We start from the raw sequence: 25,765 nt of genomic DNA on the forward strand, positions 1-25,765 counted from the left end.
CGGCGCCGTCTTCCACAAAGGCAAGCTACTCGAACGCCCCGCCGACATCACACCGCCCGAGCCGGCCGAATCAACCGAAACGGAGGTCGCCTGAAACACCCCGATCCACAGGTATTGACAATTCCTCCAAACGTATTCTCGCGTCGGTCTAAATTTAACCGCAATCGGAGCGTCAAATGTCACGGGACCGTTGCATTCCATCGGCCTATCTCCGCTATTCTTGTCGGCCGAACGTATGACGAAGAAGCACTGGTTCATCCATTCCGCGTGCCGGCAATCGGTAACACTGAGCGCGAAGTGGATCACAAACGTGATTTGATCAGCGAGAGTGTAAGTGAGGTGCCGGCGAGAGTCGCGCGACCCGTCGAAATGGCAAGCGCTGCTGATGGTTGCGAGAACTCTGACACGGTCGAGCATTCACGCACCGCATCCCGATGCGGCCGGCTCCAAACGGCCATGCTGAGCGTCTTGGATAGGGGTCAGTGCAACTCCGCACAGCAAGTGTCTGCAGTCCAACATTCATGCAGACGGACAAGCCGACTACCCGAATCGATTTCTTCGCTACCCATTGCGGATCGTGCCCTGGTGGTGAGTAGTTGATCGCGACCGTCGGCAGCCCCGCGACCGATCTGAGCGCATCGCGGCGGCACATGCTGCGACCTGCCGTCAGGGTGGGACTGCTGATGCGCAACTGGATCAACCTGATCGTCGCGCTGGTTATGTTGGCCGATTCCGGATCCCGGGCCCTGCCGGTCGGCGAGTGGTTCTTGGCCGCGCTGGGCTGCTGGTCGCTGTATCGCGTCGCTACGCGGTCGCGGCACTGGCTGCCCTTGGTCATCGATTACGTGCTCGTGCTGGCTGTATGTGTGTCGATACCCGCGCTCGCCCCTGACCCGCTGTTCTATGCCTCCAACAGCGCACCGCAGGCCATCGCTGGCACGGCTGTAGTCAGCTTTGCCGTGTCGGCTCCGGCCGCGGTGAGCCTGCCCATGACGGTCGGAATCGCCGCGGCTTACGCCTGGGGTAGCGCACAGATTCTTGGCTGGTCGCACATCGGTCCGGTGGCAGCGCTGTACTATTTTGCCTTGCAATGGATTACGGCTGCGCTGTTGCGATTCATGCTTCTGCGGATTGCGGCAGCCATCGACCGGACACGCGCTGCGCGTGCGGCTGCGGAATTCAATCGGCAAGTCAGTGATGCCGTGCGGCAGTACGAGCGGGAACAGCTCGCGCTGCTGCATGACACTGCAGCCTCGACACTCTTGATCGTCGGTCAGGGCGGGCATCTGGCGCCGCAACGGCTCGCCGCGCAAGCGCGCCGCGACCTGCAATTGCTCGAAGAGAGCTCGTGGGAAGCTCCGCCGACGAGCCAGGAATTGGTTGACGCCCTGCGTAATTGCGCCAGTCACATGAACACGCCTGCCCGCTTCGAGGGCCGCGACCGGTTGTGGCTGAACGGAGAGGCCGCGAGAGCCGTGATCGCTGCCGCACGCGAAGCCATGAACAACGTCGATCGGCACGCGAACGCAACCGAGGTCACGATCAACGTCACTGATCAGTCAGTTGTACTGATCGACAACGGGATTGGATTCGATCCCGCCAGTCCACGAACTGGGCACGGCGTGACCGATTCGATAATCGGAAGGATGCAACGGGCCGGCGGGACCGCGGTGATAACCTCCGCACCCGGCCGCGGTACGAAGACTGAACTCCTTTGGCCCAAGCCGTCTTCTGAAACCGCGACTGACCTGCCGAGCGACCCCGACAGGTTGATCGAACGGCTTCGCGTCCGCTACGGACTGGCACTGGTTGTCTACGCCTTGGCCAACCTGGCGTTCACCGTTCCGCACTCGGTCATCACCGCCGGTCATGGTGTCCTGAATGCGGCGTTGGCGTTGGCGGCCGCCGTGTGCACGCTTGCGGCGGTCCCTGGAATCCGTTCCAGCCGCCCGCGTCTCGTCTGGCCCGCTGGCGTAGTGTTGATGGTCATCGTGATCATCCAGCGATTGCTCTTGGAGCCGACGATGGTTGGCGGCAATGCCGACTGGGCGCAAGGCGCGATCGGGTGGTGTGCGCTGCCGTTGCTTCTCGGGTTCTCGACCCGGACGGGTGTGGGGATCCTCATCGCGTACTGGTCCGTCGGTGCCGCAGTCGAACTAATCTGCAACCCCACGAGCGCCGCGTTGGTCAATATCGGCCTGGGAAGCGCCAGTATTCTTGGCGTGCAACTCTTCGCGCTCGCCTTCAACGGATTGATGCGCGAGTCAGCCCTCGCGGCACAGGCCGAGGTTCACGCTCACAAACGCATAGCTTTGCGGGACCTGGTCGAACGTGCGTTGCGCGCCGAGTATCAACGTCGGTACGCCCAGCTGGTTGACAATGTAGTCCCCTTGCTGCGGGCGCTCAGCGATGGCGCCGTCGTCGACGATCACCTCCGGGCCCGCGCTCGTGCCCAGTCCCGAAGGATGCGTGCGTTGTTTGACCAGGCAGCCACGTTCGAACATCCCTTCATGCAGGCGGTCCGCCCGTTGGTGGACGCCGCCGAAGCGCGTCAGGTCGGAGTGACCGTCGACCTGGCGGGTGACTTGTCAGATCTCCCGCCCGCGGAGATCGATGCACTGCTGCGGCCGGTGGCCGAAGTGATGGCACATACCACAGAAGCCGCCCGGATCGTCGTTAGCTGCTCAGCTCAGGACATTTCGGTGAGCATTGTGTGCCATGGACTTTCGCTGCCCATTGAGCTTTCCGAAGATCCTAGTGTCGATATCGACATCATCGAGGCCGACAACACCATCTGGTTGCTCGTCTCTCACATCGCCTCACACCAAGGAGCTCATAGCCATGTCCTCGCCGGCTGAGAGTGCGTCCGCCATCCGCGTTGCAGTCATTGATGACCACGACGCCATCCACGCGGGTATCCAGACGTGGTGCCAGCAAGCGCATCCGCCGGTGCATGTGGTGGCCACCTACGCCACCGTCGAGGAATTCGTCGCTGAGCGCGGCGGCAATGTCGGTGATCTAGATGTCGTGCTGCTTGACCTCGAACTACAAAGCCGCCGACCGGATTTCAGTGCTGTCGAGCATATCGCGGCCATCGGATTTCGCGTGATCGTGTTCTCGCACATCGAAAGTGACGAAGCGATCCTCCGGACGCTGGACATCGGGGCGACGGCCTACGTCGCCAAAGCCGAGGGGAAAGACCATCTTCTGGAGGCCATTCGCGCCGCTGCCAGGGACATCCCGTACGTCGGTCCCCGAATGGCCAGCGCCATCAACAACGACCGCCGCCTTGGCCGGCCCGATTTGACCGAACGTGAACAGCAAGTGCTGTTGGCATGGTTCCAAACGGAGAGCAAAGAGCTCGTCGGCCATCAGCTGTTCATCTCACCGGGATCGGTGAAGACCTATCTCCAAAGAGTCCGCGCCAAGTATGCCGCCGTGGGGAGGCCCGCTCCCACCAAGGCGGCTTTGGTCGCCCGGGCTGTCCAAGACGGCATCATCAGCATCGAGGAACTCTGATCGGCTGCGTCCGCTCAATTGCGATGATTCGGCAGCAAACCGATCAGGGAATGTGTGGCGGGTGTCCGGAGTCGCCGAAGTTGACTACGTAGCAACGCGATCCCCCGATCCCCATCCCATAGCCGCTGTCGCATCGGGTGAAGTTCCCCAGCCGGTCGACCGGCCCGTCGCAGCGACTGCCGCCACCAAAGATGCTGACCGACACGCTGTTGCAGCCGGCAGCGGCCGGCGCGGCGGTACCAATCGCCCCGGCGATGAGTGCGCAGGCAGCCATCGCCAGTGTGACTTTCCCCATTTGATTTCCCTTCTGTTCCCTTTTGCGAATGGACTAATTAGCCATGAGTGCGGATTCACGAGCCTGCGGAATGCCCGTGAGATCAACGCAATTTTGCGAATCAAGATCGGGGTATTCCGTCCGATCGACGATTGCTGAAGGTGTTTCAACAGGCGAATACACCTGTGCCCGCCACACGCGGTTACGGCAGGAAGGGCGGCCGAAGCCGCGTCAGAGATTGCAACCCAATGTCACCTCAGACCTTAATTTCACTGCGAAAGGGTAGTTTGATAACGGCTAAATTACGCACGGCATTCGGAGCGGTAAAGGTGGCCGAAGCTCAATAAGACGTTCGGATTACAGCTATGGGCGGTGTTTCAGACGTTCGACTGACAGGAGACGCGTCACTGCTGTCATCAATTGCCACTCCTACACCGCCGAATTCCTACGGCCCCCAAGCTATTGCGTGAGCTGATCGCGACCAAGGCAAGACGTTCGCTCCCCAAGTTCACGTGCGCACCGCTGTCATACGAACGACTGACACTGCGTGTACTCCGATCGGCCAAGGCTTGGACGCATAGGTGAACTTACGTTGTCGATGATTAAATTTGCGTCTATATTCCGCTCAGGCCAGCACAGTGGGTTGGTTCGCTTCTAGAGGGGGAAGGGATGAGGCGCGGCTGTAACTATCGGCCGATCCACGACATGACCTCATCGGTTACCACTGGTTCGACGTCGCGGCGGATCCTGCGCCGCGGCAAAGGGTTGTGCGCGGTGGTGCGCAACAGCACCAACTTGATCGCCGCGGTTGCGATGCTCGCGGATCCTGGCACGTGGGGATATGGGCATCGGTATCTCGCGGCGGCACTTGCCTGTTGGGCGCTCATGCGGCTGGTGACGCGATCGCCGAGCCGCGTGCTCGCTGTCGCGGACTGGGGCTGGGCCGCCGTGGTTGCCGCCGCCATCCCGATGGTGAACGGCTGCGCCGGCGCGGGCGTGGCGACTGGCGCGGCGCAGGCGATCGTCACTTTGACAGTCGCTACGATCGTCATCGAGTTGCCCGCGCGGCTTTCGGTGCCGCTATGGCTGAGCCTGACCGCCATCTATGCGATCGCCGAAGCGAGCGCGACAAACTGGCTGGGGCCGTTCGTCTCCGACGACTTGTATGGCGTCACGGTGGTGACGCTCACGGCCTTCCTCATCCGCCGTGCAAGGCTCCAATTGACCACTGCCATGGATATTGCACGCCAGCAACGTATCTCGGCACAGCTCTTTACAACGGTGGCCGCCGAACGTCTCGCCGCCGAGCGTGAACAACTCGCCACTCTTCACGACACCGCAGCGGCCACCTTGTTGCTGGCAACCGAGGTCGACGAACCGGCACGGGAGCAACTGGCAGCGCAGGCCGCGCGTGACCTGACGATCCTGCAGCACCCGCTGTACCGACCGTTGCGCCGCGTCGACGTGGTCGCAGCACTGCATTCCGCAGCATGCCACGTCACGATCCCTGTTCGCTTCATCGGCAGGCGCCACCTCTGGCTGCGCGGGGGCCTCGCTTCCGCGGTGCAGTCAGCGGTGCGCGAGGCCTTCAACAACGTTGAGCGTCACGCGGACGCGTGCGAAATCGTGGTGGAGGTCGAAGGCACGCGAATTGTCGTTCATGACGACGGAATCGGCATGGCAGCCGATCAAGGGCGGTACGGATACGGCCTGAGCGAGTCGATCATCGGGCGAATGCGGCGAGCTGGTGGAACGGCCGCCATAAGTTCAGGGCCTGGACGCGGAACTGCTGTGGAATTGACCTGGATCGATGACGCGGAAGAGCCGGAGCCCGACGAGCCCGCTGACGGCTCCGGCGGTCTCATCGATCGAATCCGCGTCGTGTTCGGCTTGGCTGCAACGGGCTACGCAGTGGTCAACGTCATCGCGGCTGCGCCGTGGTCAATAGCTCATGGGGCACACCCACGGGTTGAATGGCTTCTGGCCTCGATCGCGATCATCTGTGCGCTGGCAGCCATTCCCGGAATCGTCTGGCATCGGTGGGGATTCTCCCAAGTCGCCGTTGTTGTGCTGGCATTCGTCGCCTTGGCCCAGCCAGCGCTACTGAGCGGAAGCCAGCTGCACACTGAGATCCACTGGGCTGCTTCGGCTGTCGGATTCTGCCTGATCCCTCAACTCATGCGCTGCTCGCCGTCTCGTGCGATCACCATCGTCGCGCTCTTCTGGCTGATCCCGGCCGCGGTTGACCTGCTGCGTGTTCCGTCTACATCGATGGTTGTCGCGATTGCCTGTGGGTTGGCCAATTTCCTGGTGCCGCAGATCGCGCTCACTTTCTGTACGTCCATCATCGAGCAGGATGTACGCGACGTCCACGCCGAGAATCGAATCCGGGATCAGCTGATGATCGACGGGGAAGTAGCTCGGGCTGTCCGCGATGATTACGAGACGCGCCACGCCGGCACGGTCGAGCGCCTCCTGCCCGTCCTCACCGAGCTGAGCAGTGGGCGACCGCTGACTCCGGAGCTGCGCAGTCAGGCCCGCACCGAGAACCAACGTCTCCGACACCTCTTCGATGCCGCGCGAGGCGGAACACCGCCCCGGCTGGAATCGATTCGCGCGGTGGTCAACGCTGCAACCGGGCGAGGCCTCGACGTCACCGCACACATCGACGCCCAGACAGCCAACGTCAGCGCACGCGATGCAAACGCTCTGCTCGCGACGATCGGCGAGGCGTTGGCCCATGCGCGCAGCTATGCGCGGGTGGTCGTGACGACCGCGGAATCGAAGCTCACCGGCAGCGTGGTGTGTGATGTCGCCGATGAAGATTTCGACCTGGTCTGCGTGGGCGCTGGAGTCGACGTCATAGCATCTGCCGACACCCGTTGGATCACGTGCGAAGTCCCCTGCAGCGAGCAGCCCGCATGAGCGCTCAGCAAGGGCGCTCACCCGTGGCGGTGGCCATCATCGACGACCATGAAGCGATCCACGAAGCGGTCAAAGTGTGGTGTGCGCGGGCGGATCCACCAATCAAGGTGGCTGGCGGGTACTTCTCGGCAGAGGAGTTCCTCGCTGAACAGCCGCCCGGGGCCGGCCACACCGTGGTGATATTCGACCTGGAATTGCAAAGCAGACGTTCTGATTTCGAAGGGCTGCAGCGCATCATCGCGGCTGGCTATCGCGTGGTGGTTTACTCCCACCTGTCGGCCGACGAGATCATTCTGCGATGCTTGGATCTGGGTGCGGTGACTTACCTCGTGAAGTCCGAGGGGAAGCGGCACCTCATCGATGCGGTCGAGGCCGCCCGGACCGACGAGCCCTACGTGGGCCCACAGATGGCGGGCGCGATCGTCAACGACGTCAACTTCGGGCGGCCTAAACTCGCGGCACGAGAGCGTGAGGTCCTCATCGCCTGGTTCCAAACGGAGAGTAAGGATCTGGTCGCGCAGAAGCTGCACATTGCGCCGACCACCGTGCGCACACACTTGCAGCGCATCCGGGCGAAGTATGCCGCGGTCGGCCGCCCAGCTCCGACCAAGTCGGCCCTCGTCGCGCGAGCGATCCAGGACGCCATCATCGTGGTTGACGATCTCTAGGGGCAGCTCATGGCGTCGCACTTCAACCGGCCGCCCAATTGGCCGTTACCGCAGGGATGGATACCACCGTCCGGCTGGACTCCTGACCCGTCTTGGCCGCCGGCACCGCCCGGCTGGCGGTTCTGGATCGATGACACCGAAACCGCGGCAGAGGAATTCGGCCCGGTGGAAACCGCCTGGCAGTTGGAAAGTGAAACCCGCCCGCGTCGACGCCGCGCGCTTCTGGTCGGCGCGCTGGCCGCCGTTCTGACTGTGGTGGCCGGCATTTCGATCGGCGTACTGTGGTCGAACAACTCGTCGCCTGCGGCGAAACAGCCACAGTTCATGCTCACCGGTACATACCCGATTGCGCCTGTGGCGGCCTGGTCGGTCGATGCGGGCAGCGTGGTCCACGACGCCACACCCGCTCACTTCCTGGACCCGTCATTCGGGACCGACATTCCCGACACCAACGGCGCGATCGTCGCCGCCGGCCACGTAGTGGCGTTCATTGGTTTGCCCACGGGATCTGGACATCGGCAACTTAGTTCGTTCAACCTGTCCAACGGCGCGCTGGAGTGGTCGGTATCCAGCGGGCCGTTGGCATGTGCGCGCGACTTGCTGGACGGTGCATGGCCGTGCATCGTCGTCACGAGCTCTCAACAGAGCACGCTGGTGTTCATCGATGCGAAAAGCGGTGCGACCACGTCGTCGGCGTCGGTTCCGTTCGATGCTCGCATGATTGCGACAGATGGCCGCAGTCTGTACACGGCCGGCTACCGCTCTGACCTTGGGCCTGACGCGATGGTGGTCACCAAGGGTTCCCGGCAGAACCCCTCCGACGGATGGAAAACCACTGTCCGGCTAGGTGATTGCAGCACGCACGGCACGTTCTCGAGCCTGCGGGTCGATCACGGCCTGGTCTGGGGCAGCTATGGTGGGGGCGCGTATGCGGTGTTGCGGGCCGACGACGGCTCGGCACTGTTCGACTATCCCATAACCAATGTGTCGGTCGCTGAGGACGGATCGCGGATCACGGCTGTACGGTGCGTGTTGAACAAGGATGCTGCAACGGGGCCGACCGACGTGGTCGACGACCGAGGGAGGCAGCTGTTCTCGGCGCAGACCGCGGTGCGCGAGCCCTCGCTGCAGGCCTACGCCGGCGGCCCCGCGCCGTTGGTCGACCAGGACGGTCGGGGTCTTGACCCGACTACTGGTGCCGAGCTCTGGCGTGCGGAGTTCGTGCCCGACGGCAAGAACGAGGGTCGATCACTCGTCGGCAATGTGGTGGTCGGCGGCGCTGCCGACGGCGTGACGGCGATCGATATCGGGACTGGTGAGCGGCTCTGGACTTGGACGAGACCGCAGGGCCATTACGGATTCAGCAAGTTGACAGACGGGGTGCACCTGCTGTTGTCGAACGACAACGGCGACATCGACGCGGTGAACCTCGCGGATGGCACGCTGGCGTGGTCGACCGACGGGGTTGCGGGTGAGCCGCCGCAGCTTTACGCCACCTCGGAAGGGCTCCTGACGGTGAGCCACAGCCGGATCCAGTTGCTGCGTCCGACCGGACCGGCCGCGGTGGTGCCGCCGCTTTCGGGGAGCCTCCGTGATGCGGCGACAACGAAGTTGGTGACCAAATGCGGTCGGGTGCCGGAGTTCAGGCCCGAAAGTGTGCGCACTGACAACGGAGAGCTCGTGATCAGGATGCGGATCGTTGCGCACTGTCCGAGCGGTGATGTCCTGTCAGGCAGTCAGACGACGCTCACTGTGAGGTCCAGCGACGCTGCGGTGGCGTCAGGAACTTTCGATCTGTCCACAAATCCGGTTGTTGTGCCGCCCAATTCGGGAGGCAGTAGTTCGGATCCGTTTGTGGAGCACGAATTCCGCTTTCCCACTGGAACGTGGGACCCACGGTTTGGCCGACAGGGCGCAAACGGTGCCGCTTCGTCGCAGGGCGGTTCCGAGCTGGATGCCACCACCCTGGTGGTGGCCTGTGACCAGGACGAGTCGGTTAGCCACGGTGCATCGATGTCGGGATCGTCGAGATCAAGCCACACCGCCACCGGGGCGGGTCGTACACCTGGGCCACAAACGATCACCGGCCCTGTCACCTTCGACGTGATGCGCGACCTCGTCCTCGCGTATTACGGGGAACTGCCGGCCAATGTCGACGATGCGTGGTCGAAACTCGATTCGCATCTCGCTGAGCGCAACGGCCACCAGGACTACCTCGACTGGTGGTCGAGTGTCCAATCGGTGTCGGTGCTGTCGATCAGCCCGCGTGATGACACAAGTGTGTTGGCGCAACTGGACTATCACCTGCGTGACGGCAGCACGAAGTCCGAACTTCGCTGGCTGAGCTTCGTTGCCGATGGTGGAGGCTTGCGGATCTATGACTCCGACGCGCTCCCGTAGCAATCTGGAATACAGCAGTCCAACGTCGGGACATTTTCAGCCGCAGGTCGAAATGCTCGTGTGGGGTGGCGGCGTGTCATCCGTTCGATCGATTTCGGCGGCGTTGTCTCCTGCGACCGCGCGGCGGCCCATTACCGTGCACGCTGTGATCGCCCGATTTATGACATCAAGTTCAGCTGCGCAGCCGCGACGGGTTGGGTACTTCCTGATCGCCGCGGCGGCGGCCGCTGCTGTCACCGCCTGCAGCGGCGGAGGCTCCTCGATGGGTGCAATGAGTTGCTCCACGTACAACTCAGTGAGAACGAACCCGTCGCAGTACGTGGCGAATACCAACGCGGTCAGTGACCTGCTGTCCGCGCACGGGATCGACCCAGCCGGCAGCCACCACTACAACGCGGCGGCAGGCAGCTACATCATGAACGTCACCGTGGCTTCCAACGAAGTGGACAGCTACTGTGCGGAAAACCCAGGCTCAACGGTCGGCAAGGGTGTGACGTGGTCGAACTTCAACAAGTGAACTCGACACCTGTTCGACATCACCGACGCTAGGAGAGGGCGAGTCGCTACTTGCAATGCCCGCGAGGGTGTACGCGGATACGAAAGGCTCTGCTGGGCAGGGTATTCCGGTAACCGGATCGCTCGGGTCGCTACAGCTCAACACGCCGGCGGCGTGGTTTTTCGCGTGTCTGTTGCTATAGAAGATGATCTTCCCCTGTCCATCACCGGCCGCAGTTCGGCCTAGCGCCAGAGCGTCGTCCGGAAGGAGTCGTGAGTGCCGACGCAGATAATGTGCCCCTCGACAGCGTGCCGGAGTCGGTCGCGATGGTAGTAGATACCAACGTGTACCTGCTTCGCCTGTGATACGTCGGCTGTCGTCCGTTCGTACGAATCTGGTGGGCTCGACGTGGACCAAAAATTTTCCTGCTACACAGAGACGGGCAGAGACTGGCATGCTTCCGGCAAGGCATCGACCGTCTTGCGTCGATACGGATGAAAAGTAAGGGGCCGTTGGTGGGCAATCCGTATGACCCGCAGCAATACCCAGGACAGCAGCCCGGTCAATACCCGGTCCCGGGATACGGCCAACCTGTGGGACAGTCCGCCTTTCCAGCCGGGGCTTCGTATGGTCAGTCGGCGCCGGGTGCGCAGCCGCAGTCGCAGTGGGCTCAGCAGTCCTACGGTGCTCCGCGCCCGAGCATCAACCTCGCAGCGCTGGGAACGCCAAGAATAGCCGCGGTCGTTGTCGTGGCGGCGGGCTTGATCGTGCTGTTCGGGTCACTGCTGGCGTTGTACAGCGTCACCGTGACACCCTCGGCGGCGAGCGTGCCGCACAATGACGCGCCGGCCGGCCAGATCAATGTCGACATCGGCTTCTACGATGTGATGCCGATCTTCGCGCCACCCATTGTGGCGCAGGCTGTTCCGGTCTTGATGGTGTTGGCCGCGCTGTGTGCGGTCCCGGTTGTCTTGGGTGCCGACCGCAAGACGGCGCCCCTGGCCGCGGTCTTCGCCGGCACAGGAACGTTGTTGGCGTTGATGTTGACGATCAGCAGCCCGCTACCGTCGGTCGAACTCACCGGGCAGATGGCCGCGAAGTTCGAAAAGAACGTCGGCAGCGTTACGGTCGAGGACTTTGTCAACTCAGTCGCCTCGGTGGGTCCCGGCGCCGGCTTGATCATCGCCCTGATATTCGGTGCGGTGGCCTGGGCGGCCGCGGTGGTGATGGTGTTCAAACGCAATGTCGTCGCCCCGCCGGCCGGGCCGCCGGGTGGGACGGTGCCGCCCATTCAACCGCGGTGGTGAGCTGCGGATGACCGGCCCGCATATCCCCGTCACGCGGCCACCGATCACCTGGCTGCCTGCTGCCTTGATGGGCGCGATGGCGGTCATCGGATTGTTGAGCACGCTTCTGCCGATCTGGACGCTGCAGGTCGCGCTGTCGGATCTGAGCCCTGGGCTCACGATCATGGACGGCGACGACGTTGAGCAGACTGTCGGCGTCCACTTCGGCTTCTACACCTGGATCGTCGCCAACGTTCCTGTGGCGGCGGTCATTCCGTTGACACTGGCAGTTGCCGCAGCGGTGGCGATGACTCAAGCGGTGTCGGGGTCGAACCGGACCCTGTGGGGTGGAACGGCGGCGCTGGCCGTTGGCGCGCTCGTCCTCACCGCCTCGGTGGCCATCAGGCCCAATCGGACGACTTCAGTCACGGGCCCACTGGCCAAAGAGGTGAGCATGCGGGGTTTGCGGCGGACCGTCGGCGCAGATGGGGACCTCGGTGTGGGGCTCGGTTCCGGGCTGATCGTCGCCCTGATCTGTTTGATTGCGGTGCTGGCAATCGCTGCCTGGCAGTACGTGATATCGAGCCGTCCAAGCTCAGCTGCGCCGCCGGGGATGCAGCCGACGCAGTCCCCCTAACCTGCCTCGACAAAAGGGACAGCAATGGTCCGTGGCCAAGATCAACCTGGCAATGACAATCCGGCTAAGCCGGTGTGGGGTCGCGGTGCGCAGCCGTCGCCGCCCGCCGATACCGCCGCGGCTCCAACGGCAGCGATCCCGGCACCTGCGCGAAAGCGGGGATGGTTGGTACGCATGCGTTGGCCGGCCACCATTGTGGGGCTATTGCTGGTCGGTGGCGCGCTGACCTATCTGCTGATTCCGCCGACGGTGGTGGCTGAGCAAGCCATCAGCGTGAATCCGGGAGACCTGCTGTCCGCGCAGGACCGCAAGGCGCAGCCCATGCCGGCGGTTCTGGGCCTGAACCGCGACGTGGCGCAGACGGTGCTCAGCGATGCCGCGCTCAGCGATGTGAAGCTGACCGTCAAAGAGCGACCGGCGGCCGGACCGTCGGCGATGGTGGTGGCCCAAAATCCCTCCGCTGGAACGACTTCTGTCGACACGATTGAACTGACGGTCTCGGTTCCCGCACCCGTGCCCGACGTCCTCGGCAAGCCGATGACCGACGGTCGCACCGCGTTGGAACAACTCGGTGCCGTTGTGGAGATCGTGCCGCAGTTCAACCCGTCGGTCCCGAAGGGGCAGATTATCGACATCTCCCCGAAGCCGGGCGAGACTATGCCGACAGTCGTCTCGATCACCGTCGGCGATCCCGGTGATGCCCTGACGCTGGCGTCGGTCAACTCGGTCGACGATACGCGTTGCGGCACAGTGGACAACGTCACCATCAACGGGACCACTGTCGGTGACAGCGTCAGGTGTGAGCCGGGGGAGAAGCCGGCGTTCGTGGAATATGCGCTGTCTCGGCAAGCTGCCGCGCTTGAGGCGACCGTCGGAACCGACGACCGAGGTAAGACAGGACCGGCACACGTGGTGGTGTTCGGCGACGGCCGGGAGCTGGCGTCGGCCGATGTGGGACTGGGCCAGTCGACGCCGATCCGCGCCGACCTCAACGGTGTGATGCGGATGCGGATCGAGGTCACGACGGCGGATCCCAAGCAGAGCCCGACGGTGATACTCGGCGACGGGAAGCTCCTCGGACTGCCTGAGGGGCTCAATGCGATTGCGGCGCAATGATGGATCGGGCCCTCCGGTTGCTCCTGTCAGTCATGTTGGCGCTGAATCTCTCTGCGATAGCGGGCATTGCCGCTCCCGCGGCGCAGGCCGACCCGGCGACCACCACCACCAATGACGCCTACAACCCCGTCATCGTCGTGCTCGACACGTCGGGCTCGATGAGTGATAAGGACGACTCCGGAACAGAACGTATCGTGGGTGCACGTTCCGCGGTTCTCGGACTGGTCGATGCCCTTCCGCCGCAGACCCAATTCGCGTTGATCGCGTACCCGGGCAACGGAGCCCGCGTCGCCAACGGGTGCTCGGAGGGCAAGGTCGAGATCAAGCTCGGACCCCTGGATCAGCCGACTACCGCAGCCGCGGTGCGCAGGCTGACCCCGGACGGTGACACCCCGACCGCGCCGGCTCTGCGACACGCCGCCGAGCTGATCAAGAACAGCCCGACGCAGCGGGGCACCGTCGTGCTCGTCAGCGACGGCGAATCCAATTGCGGTTCAAACGATGTCTGCCAGGTGGCCAAGGATCTGTCCGCCCAGGGTGTTGAAGTACGGGTCAATACGGTGGGTTTCCAGATCAACGACAAAGGTGCAGATGAACTGACCTGCATCGCCAAGTCGACCGGCGGCCGCTACATCGACGCGAAGGACAAGGATCAACTTCGCGATGCGGTCGAGGACCTCAGCGGTGCGAAGCTGACGCTCGAGGCGTCAGTGCCCGACCCGCTGGCGGTGGTCAGTGGCAGCGGCGCAGACGGTCCCAAGGTCGTCGTGAAGGTCGCCAACAGTGGCCGCAAGGCCGCGACCGACGTGCGGGTGTCCGTGGATTTCCGGGACGACGCCAATCACCCTGGGGCCCTGCTGGTTCCCCGGCCCATCCAGTTCCTCGGCAATCTCGATCCTGGGCAGTCCCGGCAACTCGAGGTGACCGTGCGACCAGACGCCGCGCAGGTCGACAAGAAGTTCAGTTGGACGGTCGTCGCCACCGCCGTCAACGCCAGGCCGCAACGCCGCGACGGGACGACGACAACGGCTGAACCGACGTTGAACGGGCTGCTGACCGGTGTCGACAGCATCGCGGTACTGGGTGATTCGTACTCGTCGGGGGAAGGCGCCGGCGACTACGACTCCGGCACCGACGGTGTCGCCGGCAACAAGTGCCATCGATCCGCCAACGCGTACGGGAGGGTGCTGGGCGCGAAGACGGTGACGCTGATTGCCTGCTCGGGTGCGGTGACTGCTGACTTTTACGATCAACAGAAGTCGAACGACAAGCCGGTCGAGCCGCAGTTGCGCCGGCTGCGTCGCCTGGCGCTATCCAAGGACTCGCCGGACGCGGTCTTGTTGAGCATCGGTGGCAACGACGCCGACTTTGCAGGCACCGTCAAATGGTGCATCTTGGCGGGCCCGGGACAGACTTGTTCACGGTTCGGTCCGATCGAGGAGGGGCAGTACCGTAGAGGGGCGGCTGATCGGATTTCCGCTATCGCCGATAGCGTCCGCCGGGTCTACCGCGACGTGAATCGAGCGGTCAACGACTCCGCTGCCCGTGCCAACCGGGATGACAAGTACGCACCCATCATTGTTGTGCCCTATCCCCGCATAGTTCCGTCGGCGCCGGCCGGCGCCAGTGCGGCAGGGAACTGTGAAGTGGCTATCAACGCCAATGAGGTGGCATTCTTCAACGATTTTATTGACATGCTGAACCTGGAACTCATGGCCGCGGTGGGATCGCTGCGCTCCCAACACATCCCGATCTTCGTCGCCTCCGATGTGATACCGGCGTTCCAGCCCAATCACACCATCTGCGATGCGACCAACAGCTACGCGAACTTCTCCAAGAACCTGCTGACTGCCGGCGATCAGGAGCAGCTACACCCGAACGCCGCGGGCAACAAGGCGATGGCACGGGCGATCTCAGCGTGGTCGGCCACCAAGACGATGATGACCGATCCGGCCGAGGTGAGCTGGGTGTCGCTTGACGCGAAGAAGCTCAACCCGCTGGCCAATGCGTTCGGCAACGCGACCCTCGGTGCGGCCGATCTCTATCTCGTGGGCGGGGATGCGCGCATCGATGCCAATGGGTTCGCCCCGTCGTCCACTGTCGTCTTCCGATTGGATTCGACACCGCGGATCCTCGGGTCGGCGAAGGTCGGCGCCGATGGATCGATCAGAGATCGGGTTCCGCTACCGGTCGATATCCGGCCCGGGGAGCATCACCTGCACGCCATGGGGATCGGTGCCGATGGGGCGCTGCGGGATGTGTCCAACCCGGTGCGGGTTGTTCCGTCGCACACTGTGGGCGCCCTGTTCGGCCTTGTCGCCGGGCTGGTGGCTCTGGTGCTGGGTGGCGTCGGGTTGTGGCGCAACCGCGCCTCCACCAGTTGAATCAGGGCGCGGCGCGCCAGCGTAGCCAGCGTGCGTGATCCCACCGTCGTACTCCGACGGCGCCGACGATTCCGATGGCCACGCCGACAAACATCGCCACGACGGGCATGACGCCGCCCCACAACCAGCCCTCGTAAATCCAGCTGGGGGACAACCGCAATAAGGCGAAGAACCAGCCGAACAGGGCGACACCGACCGCGGCGGTCAGCCCATAGCCCAGCCTGATCGGATTGACGTAGACGATGAGAGCCTCGGTGCCGCGGCGCCATAGCGCGGCCAGCCGGGCGATCAGATTCCGGACCGGGACGGTCGACATTTGGGCGGGAGATGTGACCCGGGGCTTCTGCGGCGGCCCGACTGGGGTGGAAGGTGTTGGCGCAGAAGGGAAACCAATACTGCGAGGCTTGTCAACGGAACGCGGTGGTGCTGCTCCCTTGGGTGGTGTGATGGCGGCAGGCCGTAGCGTGGACGGGGGTTTTGCGGACGGCGGTGCCGAGGTAGTCCAGAACACCCAGCCCGGCGGGGGTGGCGGCCAGGAGGGATCGGGGGTCCAGTCCGGGCCCGGCACCCACCCCGGAGGCGGCTTGGGCCAGTTGGGCGGGGAGTGAAACGGCACCGGTGGACGCTCCTGCTGATCGACTGTGCAGTGGCGACCATTGTCAGGTAAGCGACTCGATGTCTGCAACAGTCCGGCGATTCGCCCAGCGCTCAGCCGATCAACTCGGAGGCGCTTGCGAGACCACCGTCAGTAGCCCCTGGGCAGTGACACTCTCGCCGGAGGTGCGGCGGCGATGTTCGGTCCGCGGACCGCGTCGGCTTGCATGCCATCAGCATCCAGCGCGCTGTCGGCGTCATTGCTCGCTTTCGACCACAGCCCCGACGTGTGGCATTGCTGGCCGCCTAGCCCGATTTCGCAGCCGCCGTTCTCGAAGGTGTGACTGTCGAATTGGACACCTTGTGTCGGACGTTCAGAGCCGTGGACCGCGCTGGCCCACGAGCCCTGAGTTCCGTCGGCGTCGACCGACCCGGGGTTCGCGGTGAGCCCGTCGGCGTGCGCCATGCCCGCACCGGCGATGGCGGCGGCGAAGCCGGCGGCGCCGAGCATTCCCGCCATAGAGATCCGGAATCGACGAGAAGGGAGCGTGTTTGCCATTGGTTCCTCCGTGTGCTGGGTGTTGCACCAGAGGTTCCCATCGAATTTTTCAAAATAGTAGATCTAGCTGCGAATATAGGCCGAACGGCGGACCCCCTTTGTCTACCGAACGGTAGACAAATTGTCGCATCCAGATATTCGCTGACCGATTTATCGGCGCACCTGAGGGCGCGACTTGCGGGCCTGCCGCTCCTGCGCCAGTGACCGGGTCTCCTCCGACGGCGCCGCGGCGAGCATCGCGGCGACCGTGTCGATCAGATGGCTGGTGAACAAGCGGTCATCGGCGTGCGGTGCGGTGGCCGCGCGGCGGCCCAGCTCGACCGCCGCGTACACCAGCGCCCCCAGCCGCGGGTGCAGCGTGCGGGCCACCGGGTCGAACATCGGCTCGAGCAGCTGCCGCCAGCGCTGCAGGCTGGCCGAATGCCCGGTGAAATCGAAGGTGGGCACCGGGCGGTTCAGCAGGTCGGCGTGGATGCGCAGGAAGGCCGGCCCGCCGTCGGGGTCGGCGAGTTTCGCGGCCAGCGGTGCGACCAGGGCCGAGGCCATCGACCGCATGGACGGCCGCGTGTCGGCCTCGATCGCGTCGAGCAGCGCATCGCGGCGGGCGTCGACCACCGGCAGGTGCTTGCCGGCGATCGCGGCCAGCACCCCGGCGCGGTCGGTGAAGTGATACTGCACCGCCATCACGTTGCGTGCGCCGGCTTCGCGGGCGATCTCGCGCAGGCTCACCGCGTCGACCCCGCGGTCGGCGAACAACCGCTCTGCCGTGGCCACGAGGTTGGCCGAGGTGCCGGCCGCCATCAGAGTTCGGCGACCTCGTGTTCCAGCATCTCGGCCAGCCTGGCCTGCGCGGCGGCGCGTCTCGTCGGGATGTGCTGCGACGGGAACAGGGTGTCGACGGGCTCGTACTCCTTGAGCGTGCGGCGGGCCACCGTGAGCTTGTGCACCTCGGTGGGACCATCGGCGATGGCCAGGGACTCCGCACCCACCAACATCTTCACGAACGGCATCTCGTCGGAAACCCCCAGTGCCCCATGCAAATGCATGGCCCGTTGCACCACGTCGTGCAAGACCTGCGGCATGGCCACCTTGACCGCGGCGATGTCGCGACGCACCTTCTGGTAGTCGTGGTACTTGTCGATCTTCCAGGCAGTGCGCAGCACCAGCAGCCGGAACTGTTCGATCTGGATCCAGCTATCGGCGATCTTCTCCTGCGTCATCTGATAGTCGCCCAACGGCCCCATCCGGGTCTTGCGAGACACCGCACGTTCACACATCATGTCGAAAGCCTTGCGGGCCAGGGCGATTGTGCGCATCGCGTGGTGCACACGGCCACCGCCGAGCCGGGTCTGCGCGATCGCGAACGCCTGCCCCTCACCGCCGAGCACGTGGTCGGCAGGCACTCGAACGTCGTTGTAGCGGATGTAGCCGTGCCCGGCACGGTCGTCGGACTCGCCCCCGACCCCGACGTTGCGGATGATCTCGATGCCAGGTGTCTCGGCTGGCACGATGAACAGCGACATCTTCTGGTGGGTACGGGCTTCCGGGTTCGTCACGACCATGACAATGAAGAACGAGGCGTTGCGGGCGTTGGAGGAAAACCACTTTTCGCCGTTGATCACCCACTCGTCACCGTCGCGTTCGGCGTGCGTGGTGAACAGCCCGGGGTCGGAACCGCCGTGCGGTTCGGTCATCGAATAGCACGACGAGATCTCACCATTGAGCAGCGGCTGCAGATAGCGCTCCTTCTGCTCCTCGGTACCGAACATGGCGAGGATCTCGGCGTTGCCGGAGTCCGGCGCCTGCGAACCGAAAACCGAAGGTGCCCAACGAGACCGGCCGACGATCTCGTTCAGCAGCGCCAGCTTGACCTGCCCGTAGCCCTGCCCGCCCAACTCCGGGCCCAGGTGCGCGGCCCACAGCCCCTGGTCGCGGACCTGCTGTTGCAGCGGGCGCAGCACCCGTAGCACCTCGGGGTTGGTTTTCTCGTAAGGGTCCAGCGGTGCGAAGTCCAGCGGCTCGAGCTGATCGCGCATGAACTCCTCGACCCAGTCGAGCTTCTTCTGGTAGTCGGGGTCGGTTTCAAAGTCCCACATGGCCGCGAGCATAAACTGATGCAACTGTATTAATCAATGACTCCCGGTTGCGCAATCCTTCGATCAGGCATGCTTCCACCGTGCTGTTGCTCAGCCGAGTCATCGGTCACCACGTGCGAGATCCCGGCGGGCAGGTGGTCGGCCGACTGACCGACCTGACCGTCAGCCTGGCTCAGGAGTCCGGGCGGCATCGGGTCCAGCGGGTGTTGGTCCAACCACGCCACGGTGCGGCGCTGCTGGTGCCCTGGGATCGGGTGACCATATTCGAACGCGGCCGTGTCGTACTGTCCACGTCCACCGCCGACACCGCCGCCGCAATGCGTGAGTACGAGATTCTGCTGGGGCGAGACGTCTTGGACACCCAGGTCATCGATGTCGTCGGCCAGCGTCTGGCACGCGTTGCCGACGTGGTGCTGGCCCGCACCGATGGCGGCGGTATCGAACTCGTCGGGGTCGACGTCGGGTTCGGCGCCGTGCTACGCCGACTTGGATTGGGCGGATTTGCCGGACGTTTCGGCGCGGACGTCATCGCCTGGACCGACGTGCACCTGACGTCGGAGCGCGGGCACGTCGTTCAGCTCGGCAGCCCACGCGCTGTCGTGCACCACCTCGATGCTCGCGAACTTGCCGGACTCGTCAGTCGACTCGACACCGAGTCGGCCGCCGACGTTCTGGCGGCCGGAGGCCCCGCCGTCGCCGCCGCCGTCGTCCGCGCCGCGCACCCGGTGGTCGGCGAACGGGTGTTGCGGGCGATGCCCAGAACCGATGCGGCCCGCATCGTGGCGGCGATGCCCGAGGAGCACGCCGGTCGATGGCGTCAGCGGCTCGAACAGGTGCCTGCGCTGCGTGGGCGGCGCTTCCTTCGGTCGCGGGTGTGGCCACGGCGGCGGCATACCGGGGTGGTGTCGTCATGACCACGCGCACCACCAAGCGGTTCGGTGCGCTGCTGGCCGTCGTCGGACCCGGACTTCTTGCCGGACTGTCAGACGACGACCCGGCCGGAATCACCACCTACTCGGTACTCGGAGCGGAGCACGGTTACCAACTGCTGTGGGTCCTGCTGCTGTCCACCATCGCCCTGGTTGTCTTCCACAGCCTCGCTGCTCGCATGGGTGTGGTGACCGGTCAGGGCCTGATCGGTTTGGTGCGCCAGCGTTACGGCGTCACGGTCGGGGCGGTCGCACTTGCTGCGCTCGTGGTCGCCAACATCGGTACCACATGCGCTGAATTCGCCGGCATAGCAGCCGGATTCGAGCTGTTCGGGGTCAGCCGCTATGTGAGTGTCCCGGCTGCGGCGGTCGCGGTGTCGCTGCTGGTCCTCCGGGGCAGTTTCCATCGGGTCGAACGGTTGTTGCTGGCAGTGTCCACGGTGTTCCTGGCCTACGTGGCCTCGGGAATCTTGGCCAAGCCCGACTGGGGTGCCGCGCTGCACGGCACCTTTGTGCCCACGATGCCGATGACCGGGTCTGCGATCGTGATCGTCACGGCCACCCTGGGCACCACGCTGGCGCCGTGGGGCCTGTCCTTCATGCAGTCCTACGCGGTGGACAAGAAATTGCGCACCGGCGACCTGCCACTGGAGCGGGTCGATGTCGTCACCGGCGCGGTACTGACGGGGGTCATCGGCTTCTTCGTGGTGGTGGCGTGCGCGGCGACGTTGCACCGGGGCGGGCATGGTATCGCCGATGCGGCTGACGCCGCAATCGCCTTGCAGCCGTTGGCCGGTGAGGCAGCGGCCGCGCTCTTCGGGATCGGATTGATCGGTGCGGCGCTTCTGGCGGCGTCGATCCTGCCGCTGTCCACCGCGTACTCCGTGTGCGAATACGTGGGCGTGGAAGCCGCGATCGACGACTCGTATCACGACGCGCGCACTTTCTACCTGACGTATGGGATTGTCACTGCGATCGGTGCGGTGATCGTGCTGGCTCCCAACGCCCCGCTGGTGGCGATCCTGGTCGGTACCCAGGTGGTCAACGCGGTGCTGCTGGTGCCGCTGATGATCGCAATGATCGGGCTGGGCCGAGACCGCGACCTCATGGGCCGGTTCGCAATCAGTCGCAGGGGCGTAATCGGTTATGGCGTGACCACCGCGCTGGTACTGATGTGTGTGTTGGCACTGGGCGTGAGCACGCTCGTCGGCGCAGCAGAAGGGAGCGCACCGTGAGCAACCCGACCACAGTCCGCGTCGACGTCGATTCCTCCGGCGTCGCCCTGATCACCTTCGACGGTCCGGAGCGGCTCAATGCGTTCTCCGCCGAGACCGCCGCCGCGCTCGGCGAGGCCTACCGCCGATGCGATGCCGACGACACCGTCCGCGCCGTCGTGCTCACCGGAGCCGGCCGCGCATTCTGCGCCGGTGCTGACATGACGGCCGCGGCCGCAGCATTCGAGCGCCCCGAGGACGGATTCAGCGCCTCACCCGTCCAGCCGCCGGCCTGGCGGGTGCGCAAGCTGGTGATCGCCGCGGTCAACGGGCACGCCATCGGGATCGGCCTCACGCTGGCGCTGCAATGCGATATCCGGCTGGTCGCCCAGGACGCCAGGCTGGCTATCCCGCAGGTACGCCGGGGCGTGGTGGGCGACTGCGCGGTGCACTACACCCTCAAGCGCGCCGTCGGCCTGGCCGTGGCCGCCGACGTCCTGCTCACCGGCCGCACGTTCACCGGCAGCGAGGCTGCCGCATTGGGCATCGCCAGCCGCGCCCTGCCCGCCGATGAGGTGCTGCCTGCGGCGCTGGACCTGGCCAGGGATGTGGCCGTCAACGCCAACCCCGCCTCGCTGGCCTACAGCAAGCGACTCCTGTGGGCTGAGACGAACGTCGACGAGGTGGCCGCGCAGGAGACTACGGTGCACCTGAAACTGATGGGCGGTCCGGACGCGGCCGAGGGGCCGGCCGCCTGGCGGGAGAAACGCCCGCCGGTATGGCATTCCACCGCCAGCCAGACAGGAGACCCGGCGTGAGCTCACCGTCCACCAGCGACGTCCTCGACGGCATCGACCTGACCGGACGCACGGTGGTGATCACCGGTGCCTCCACGGGGCTGGGACTGCAGACCGCGCGGGCGTTGCAGGGCGCCGGGGCGACGATCGTGGCCGCGGTGCGCGATATCGACAAAACCCGAGAATCCATCGACTGCGAGACCGTCGCGCTCGAACTCGGCGACCTGCGCTCGGCACGGGCCGCGGCCGAGACGATCGCCGGGCGCCACGACCGCATCGACGTGCTGATCAACAACGCCGGGGTGATGGCGCCGCCACTGTCGCGCACCGCACAGGGCTACGAAATGCAGCTCGGCACCAACCATCTCGGGCATTTCGTGCTGACGACGGCACTGGCCGACCGCTTCGTGGACGGCACCCGCATCGTCAACCTGAGCAGCCGCGGGCACCAGCTCAGCGGAATCCGGTGGCACGACCCCAACTACGACGACGAGAGCGCCTACGACAAGTGGCAGGCCTACGGCCAGAGCAAGACCGCCAATGTGTTGTTCACCGTTGAGGCGCAGCGGCGCTGGGGCCCGCGCGGCGTGCATTCCTTCGCCGTGCATCCCGGGGTCGTCTACACCGACCTGGCCCGGCACATGACCCGCGACGATTTCAGCGAGGGTGGCACCCTGGCCAACCTCGAGGTGACCGACGTCGCCCACGGTGCGGCCACCACGGTGTGGGCCGCGACCAGCCCCGACCTCGACGGGCTCGGCGGGCGCTACCTCGAGGACTGCCGCATCGCCGATCCGCAGGTGGACGGCATCGAGGGCGGGTATGCGGCCTGGGCCGTCGACCCCGAGCAGGCGGCCCGGCTGTGGGACTGGTCGCAGCGACAGGCCGCACTTATTTTGGGTGGCTAACCTGCAGTGGTGCCCATCGACGTCCGTCGCGCCCGCAAGGGCGACATCCCCGCGCTAGCGCAGGTGTTGGGGCGGGCTTTTCAAGACGACCCCGTGATGGCGTGGGTGCAACCCGACGCCGCGCGTCGCAAGGCGGCGCTGCCCGGACTGTTCAGTGCCCTGACCCGGCACCACTTTCTGGCAGGTCGCGGCACCGAGGTGGCAGCGTCCGACGACGGGGTGGGCGCCGCAGCGCTGTGGGATCCCCCCGGGCGGTGGACGCAGTCCCCGCGCGAGCAGCTCGCGATGCTGCCCGGCGTGATGCGCGCCTTCCGGGGCCGGCTCGCGGCCGCGCGGACCGTCACCGACATGATGAAGGCCAATCATCCCGAGGAACCGCACTGGTATCTGGCCATGATCGGCAGCGACCCGACAGTGCGGGGTGGCGGGTACGGGCGCGCCCTCATGCAGTCCCGGCTGGATCGGTGCGACGCGGAATACGCGCCTGCCTATCTGGAGTCCAGCAACCCCGACAACATCCCGTACTACGAGCGGTTCGGCTTCGAGGTGACCGGCGAACTCACGCTGCCCGAAGGCGGGCCGTCGCTGTGGCCGATGTGGCGGGCGCCGCGCTAACCGACGGCCGTGAGTGCGTTGTTTCCTGAGCGTTTGCTGGTCGCTTGGAAATACTTGAATTCAAGATGTTCAAAACTGCGCATCGCACGTTCCTGATTGTGATAATCGGGCCGGGTGCAAAACGGGTCATGGCGGGTCCCCCGGAGGGGAGGGGATCGGCCGTGATCTGGTTCTTTACGATGCACAAGGCGTATTTCCAGCGGTGAACGCCCTACTGAACTGCTCGTAGCACCATCATCGCGCGCGGCTCGATGTGCAGCGGTGCACCAGCCTTCACCACCCCAGTGTCTTCGGTTTCCCCAGTTCCAGTGGCTGTGTCGAGAACCGGCCACCATGCTTTTCCAAACTCAGCCGGCGGCAGGGTGAACTCGATGGGCTCGTGGTGGGCGTTGAAGCACATGACGAAGGATTCGTCGATGACGCGCTGGCCACGGGCGTCCAGGTCGGGAATGCCGTGGCCATTGAGGTAGACCGCCACCGATTTGCCAAAGCCGGAGTCCCAATCGTCGTCGCTCATCTCCGACCCGTCCGGGCGGAACCAGGAGATGTCAGGCACGCCTTTGCTGCCCCGGCGGCGGACTGGCCGGCCGTTGAAGAAGCGCCGCCGGCGGAACACCGGATGCGCCGCGCGCAGCGCCGACACCGTGGCGGTGAAGTCGAGCAGTCCGGCGTCGGCGCCGGCCCAGTCGATCCAGGTGATCTCGTTGTCCTGGCAGTAGCCGTTGTTGTTGCCGCCCTGCGTTCGGCCGAGCTCGTCGCCGTGGCAGATCATCGGAACGCCCTGGGACAGGATGGTCGTCGCAATCAGGTTGCGCTGCTGGCGAGTTCGTAGTGCGTTGATCTCGGGGTCGAGTGTGGGGCCTTCGACGCCGCAGTTCCACGACTTGTTGTTGCTCTCGCCGTCGTTGTTGTCCTCGCCGTTGTCTTCGTTGTGTTTCTCGTTGTAGGACACCAGGTCCCGCAACGTGAAGCCGTCGTGGGCGGTGACGAAGTTGATCGAGGCGACCGGACGACGCGCGGTGTGCTCGTAGAGATCGGCCGAGCCGGTCAGCCGGGAAGCGAACTCGCCTAGGCTGGCGTCTTCCCCGCGCCAGAAGTCGCGGACGGTGTCGCGGAACTTGCCGTTCCACTCCGTCCACTGCGGCGGAAAGTTGCCGACCTGGTAGCCGCCGGGGCCGACGTCCCATGGCTCGGCGATGAGCTTGACCTGGCTGACTGTTGGATCTTGTTGCACCAGTTCGAAAAACGTGCTCAGCCGGTCGACGTCGTAGAACTCGCGGGCCAGCGTGGACGCCAGGTCGAAGCGGAAACCGTCCACGTGCATCTCCAGCACCCAGTAGCGCAACGAATCCATGATCAGTTGGAGCGAATGGGGGTGCCCGACGTTGAGGCTGTTGCCGGTACCCGTGTAGTCCATGTAGTAGCGCTTGTCGTCGTCGACGAGCCGGTAGTAGGCGGCGTTGTCGAGGCCTCGGAACGACACCGTCGGCCCGAGGTGGTTGCCTTCAGCGGTGTGGTTGTAGACGACGTCGAGGATCACCTCGATGCCGGCCTCGTGCAATGCGCGCACCATTGCCTTGAACTCCTGAACTTGGCCGCCAGGGGTGGTGCTGGCCGAGTATTTGCTGTCCGGGGCGAAGAACCCAATCGTGTTGTATCCCCAGTAGTTCGACAGACCCTTGTCGATCAGGGTGGAATCGTTGGCGAAGTGGTGCACCGGCATCAGCTCGATCGCGGTGGCGCCCAACTCTTTCAGGTGCTCGATGATCACCGGGTGGGCGATCGCCGAGTAGGTTCCACGGGCATTGTCCGGAATGTCGGGATGGGTTTGGGTCAGACCCTTGACGTGTGCCTCGTAGATCACGCTGTCGGCGTACTCGCGCTGCGGCGGCCGGTCCACTCCCCAGTCGAAGTACGGGTTGATGACCACCGACTTGGGCATACTCGCCGCCGAGTCGTCGTCGTTGCGGCTATCCGGGTCACCGAAGTTGTAGCCGAACAGCGACTGGTTCCAGTCGAAGGTGCCGTCGATGGCCTTGGCGTAGGGGTCTAGAAGAAGCTTGTTCGGATTACAGCGTTGGCCTTCGGTGGGATCGTAAGGGCCGTACACCCGATATCCGTAGCGCTGGCCAGGTTCCACGCCGGGCAGGTAGCCGTGCCAGACGAAACCGTCGACCTCGGGCAGGACGATGCGGGTCTCGGTGCCGTCCTCGTCGAAGAGGCACAGCTCGACTCGCTCGGCCACCTCCGAGAACACCCCGAAATTGGTGCCGTAGCCGTCGTAGGTGGCACCCAGAGGATAGGCCTTACCCGGCCATACCTCGAGTGCGGCGGCGTTGGTCACGTGG

General features: G+C 64.9%; 22 protein-coding genes. 16 read left to right on the forward strand and 6 right to left on the reverse strand.

The window, feature by feature from the left end:
* Positions 1-596 precede the first annotated feature (596 nt).
* Positions 597-2,858: a sensor histidine kinase gene (locus HPC46_RS12220; protein WP_179470111.1), complete on the forward strand. Its 2,262-nt coding sequence runs from the start codon at positions 597-599 to the stop codon at positions 2,856-2,858.
* Positions 2,842-3,519, forward strand: a complete 678-nt coding sequence (locus HPC46_RS12225; RefSeq protein ID WP_179470113.1) for a DNA-binding response regulator — start codon at positions 2,842-2,844, stop codon at positions 3,517-3,519. Before HPC46_RS12220 ends, HPC46_RS12225 begins: the two co-directional genes overlap by 17 nt.
* Before the next feature lie 43 nt (positions 3,520-3,562).
* Here the strand turns inward: HPC46_RS12225 and HPC46_RS12230 are convergent, their stop codons facing one another.
* The gene (locus tag HPC46_RS12230; protein WP_233716394.1) at positions 3,563-3,814 is read right to left on the reverse strand and encodes a hypothetical protein; all 252 of its coding nucleotides are present in this window, start codon (positions 3,812-3,814) and stop codon (positions 3,563-3,565) included.
* Positions 3,815-4,498: 684 nt separating this feature from the next.
* Between HPC46_RS12230 and HPC46_RS12235 the strand changes: the two genes are divergently transcribed.
* The 8 genes from HPC46_RS12235 (at position 4,499) to HPC46_RS12270 (ending at position 15,705) form a co-directional block, all read left to right on the forward strand.
* Entirely contained in the window at positions 4,499-6,718 is a 2,220-nt protein-coding gene (locus HPC46_RS12235) for a sensor histidine kinase (RefSeq protein WP_179470115.1), read from the forward strand.
* Positions 6,715-7,386, forward strand: coding sequence for a DNA-binding response regulator (locus tag HPC46_RS12240; protein WP_179470116.1), 672 nt, complete (start codon positions 6,715-6,717; stop codon positions 7,384-7,386). Before HPC46_RS12235 ends, HPC46_RS12240 begins: the two co-directional genes overlap by 4 nt.
* Positions 7,387-7,395: 9 nt before the next feature.
* Positions 7,396-9,786 (forward strand): BamB-related PQQ repeat family beta-propellar protein, encoded by a 2,391-nt coding sequence (locus tag HPC46_RS12245; protein WP_179470118.1) that lies wholly within the window; start codon positions 7,396-7,398, stop codon positions 9,784-9,786.
* A 145-nt stretch (positions 9,787-9,931) separates the two neighbouring features.
* A complete protein-coding gene (locus HPC46_RS12250; protein WP_179470120.1) occupies positions 9,932-10,303 on the forward strand; it encodes a hypothetical protein in 372 nt (123 codons plus the stop codon).
* Between the two features lie 494 nt (positions 10,304-10,797).
* Entirely contained in the window at positions 10,798-11,589 is a 792-nt protein-coding gene (locus tag HPC46_RS12255; RefSeq protein WP_179470122.1) for a DUF5336 domain-containing protein, read from the forward strand.
* 7 nt (positions 11,590-11,596) lie between these two features.
* A complete protein-coding gene (locus tag HPC46_RS12260; protein WP_179470124.1) occupies positions 11,597-12,205 on the forward strand; it encodes a hypothetical protein in 609 nt (202 codons plus the stop codon).
* Positions 12,206-12,379: 174 nt separating this feature from the next.
* On the forward strand, positions 12,380-13,321 hold the full coding sequence (locus HPC46_RS12265) for a PASTA domain-containing protein (protein ID WP_179470126.1): 942 nt from the start codon (positions 12,380-12,382) through the stop codon (positions 13,319-13,321).
* 32 nt (positions 13,322-13,353) lie between these two features.
* Entirely contained in the window at positions 13,354-15,705 is a 2,352-nt protein-coding gene (locus HPC46_RS12270) for a VWA domain-containing protein (protein WP_179470128.1), read from the forward strand.
* A 1-nt stretch (position 15,706) separates the two neighbouring features.
* Here HPC46_RS12270 and HPC46_RS12275 read toward each other — a convergent pair whose 3' ends face one another.
* Positions 15,707-16,021: a hypothetical protein gene (locus tag HPC46_RS12275; RefSeq protein WP_179470130.1), complete on the reverse strand. Its 315-nt coding sequence runs from the start codon at positions 16,019-16,021 to the stop codon at positions 15,707-15,709.
* Between the two features lie 130 nt (positions 16,022-16,151).
* Here HPC46_RS12275 and HPC46_RS12280 point away from each other — a divergent pair, with 130 nt between their 5' ends.
* The gene (locus HPC46_RS12280) at positions 16,152-16,313 is read left to right on the forward strand and encodes a hypothetical protein (protein ID WP_179470132.1); all 162 of its coding nucleotides are present in this window, start codon (positions 16,152-16,154) and stop codon (positions 16,311-16,313) included.
* Between the two features lie 137 nt (positions 16,314-16,450).
* Here HPC46_RS12280 and HPC46_RS12285 read toward each other — a convergent pair whose 3' ends face one another.
* From HPC46_RS12285 to HPC46_RS12295, 3 genes are all read right to left on the reverse strand, one after another.
* Positions 16,451-16,858: a hypothetical protein gene (locus HPC46_RS12285; protein ID WP_179470134.1), complete on the reverse strand. Its 408-nt coding sequence runs from the start codon at positions 16,856-16,858 to the stop codon at positions 16,451-16,453.
* A 150-nt stretch (positions 16,859-17,008) separates the two neighbouring features.
* Positions 17,009-17,659, reverse strand: a complete 651-nt coding sequence (locus tag HPC46_RS12290) for a TetR/AcrR family transcriptional regulator (protein ID WP_179470136.1) — start codon at positions 17,657-17,659, stop codon at positions 17,009-17,011.
* The gene (locus HPC46_RS12295) at positions 17,659-18,954 is read right to left on the reverse strand and encodes an acyl-CoA dehydrogenase family protein (RefSeq protein ID WP_179470138.1); all 1,296 of its coding nucleotides are present in this window, start codon (positions 18,952-18,954) and stop codon (positions 17,659-17,661) included. Before HPC46_RS12295 ends, HPC46_RS12290 begins: the two co-directional genes overlap by 1 nt.
* A gap of 80 nt (positions 18,955-19,034) precedes the next feature.
* On the opposite strand from HPC46_RS12295, the gene HPC46_RS12300 reads away from it, so the two are divergent.
* Genes HPC46_RS12300 through HPC46_RS12320 form a run of 5 tightly spaced genes read left to right on the forward strand, consistent with a single transcriptional unit; the run spans position 19,035 to position 23,417 of the window.
* Positions 19,035-19,868, forward strand: coding sequence for a magnesium transporter MgtE N-terminal domain-containing protein (locus tag HPC46_RS12300; protein ID WP_179470140.1), 834 nt, complete (start codon positions 19,035-19,037; stop codon positions 19,866-19,868).
* A complete protein-coding gene (locus tag HPC46_RS12305; RefSeq protein ID WP_179470141.1) occupies positions 19,865-21,118 on the forward strand; it encodes an NRAMP family divalent metal transporter in 1,254 nt (417 codons plus the stop codon). The genes HPC46_RS12300 and HPC46_RS12305 overlap by 4 nt, the downstream gene beginning before the upstream one ends.
* The gene (locus HPC46_RS12310; RefSeq protein ID WP_179470143.1) at positions 21,115-21,915 is read left to right on the forward strand and encodes an enoyl-CoA hydratase/isomerase family protein; all 801 of its coding nucleotides are present in this window, start codon (positions 21,115-21,117) and stop codon (positions 21,913-21,915) included. The genes HPC46_RS12305 and HPC46_RS12310 overlap by 4 nt, the downstream gene beginning before the upstream one ends.
* Positions 21,912-22,802, forward strand: coding sequence for an SDR family NAD(P)-dependent oxidoreductase (locus HPC46_RS12315; protein WP_325096643.1), 891 nt, complete (start codon positions 21,912-21,914; stop codon positions 22,800-22,802). The genes HPC46_RS12310 and HPC46_RS12315 overlap by 4 nt, the downstream gene beginning before the upstream one ends.
* Positions 22,803-22,811: 9 nt before the next feature.
* Positions 22,812-23,417: a GNAT family N-acetyltransferase gene (locus HPC46_RS12320; RefSeq protein WP_179470147.1), complete on the forward strand. Its 606-nt coding sequence runs from the start codon at positions 22,812-22,814 to the stop codon at positions 23,415-23,417.
* Between the two features lie 211 nt (positions 23,418-23,628).
* On the opposite strand, the gene glgX is transcribed toward HPC46_RS12320, so the two are convergent.
* Positions 23,629-25,761, reverse strand: a complete 2,133-nt coding sequence (gene glgX, locus HPC46_RS12325; RefSeq protein ID WP_179470149.1) for a glycogen debranching protein GlgX — start codon at positions 25,759-25,761, stop codon at positions 23,629-23,631.
* Between the last annotated feature and the right edge of the window lie 4 nt (positions 25,762-25,765).

Source organism: Mycolicibacterium vinylchloridicum (genome assembly GCF_013404075.1).
Taxonomy (GTDB): domain Bacteria; phylum Actinomycetota; class Actinomycetes; order Mycobacteriales; family Mycobacteriaceae; genus Mycobacterium; species Mycobacterium vinylchloridicum.